General features: G+C 73.2%; 1 protein-coding gene. It reads right to left on the bottom strand.

What is annotated here, in order from left to right:
- Positions 1-773: biotin/lipoyl-containing protein (locus L332_RS0114720; protein WP_407637606.1), on the bottom strand; the 773-nt coding region annotated here is incomplete at its 3' end.
- Positions 774-1049: the final 276 nt, after the last annotated feature.

The raw sequence follows: 1049 nt of genomic DNA, 5'->3' as shown, positions 1-1049 counted from the left end.
TTCGAAGGCGACTCCTGCGCCTCGGCGGCCGACTCATCGTCGGCCTCCTGCTCGGGCTCGGCGTCGGTGCCCTCGGTCGCCGTCTCGGCGTCGGTCTCCGGCGCCTGCTCGGCGGGTGCGTCGCCCGCGTCGCCGACGCGCGCGATGACTGCGCCGACCTCGACGGTGTCGTCCTCGTCGGCCAGGATCTCGGTGAGCGTGCCGGCGATCGGCGACGGCACCTCGGTGTCGACCTTGTCGGTCGAGATCTCGACGATCGGCTCGTCGACCTCGATCTCGTCGCCGACCGCCTTGAGCCAGCGGATGATCGTGCCCTCGGTGACGCTCTCGCCGAGCTCCGGGAGCTTGATGTCGGTGCCGCCGCTCGACTGCTGCGCGTCGGCCTGCGGCGCGGGCGCCGACTCCTGCTGCTCGTCGGCCTGCTTCGAAGGCGACTCCTGCGCCTCGGCGGCCGACTCATCGTCGGCCTCCTGCTCGGGCTCGGCGTCGGTGCCCTCGGTCGCCGTCTCGGCGTCGGTCTCCGGCGCCTGCTCGGCGGGTGCGTCGCCCGCGTCGCCGACGCGCGCGATGACTGCGCCGACCTCGACGGTGTCGTCCTCGTCGGCCAGGATCTCGGTGAGCGTGCCGGCGATCGGCGACGGCACCTCGGTGTCGACCTTGTCGGTCGAGATCTCGACGATCGGCTCGTCGACCTCGATCTCGTCGCCGACCGCCTTGAGCCAGCGGATGATCGTGCCCTCGGTGACGCTCTCGCCGAGCTCCGGGAGCTTGATGTCGGTGCCGCCGCTCGACTGCTGCGCGTCGGCCTGCGGCGCGGGCGCCGACTCCTGCTGCTCGTCGGCCTGCTTCGAAGGCGACTCCTGCGCCTCGGCGGCCGACTCATCGTCGGCCTCCTGCTCGGGCTCGGCGTCGGTGCCCTCGGTCGCCGTCTCGGCGTCGGTCTCCGGCGCCTGCTCGGCGGGTGCGTCGCCCGCGTCGCCGACGCGCGCGATGACTGCGCCGACCTCGACGGTGTCGTCCTCGTCGGCCAGGATCTCGGTGAGCGTGCC

The organism is Agrococcus pavilionensis RW1 (assembly GCF_000400485.1).
GTDB classification, from domain to species: Bacteria; Actinomycetota; Actinomycetes; order Actinomycetales; family Microbacteriaceae; genus Agrococcus; species Agrococcus pavilionensis.
This window is presented reverse-complemented; position numbering and strand designations above follow the sequence as displayed.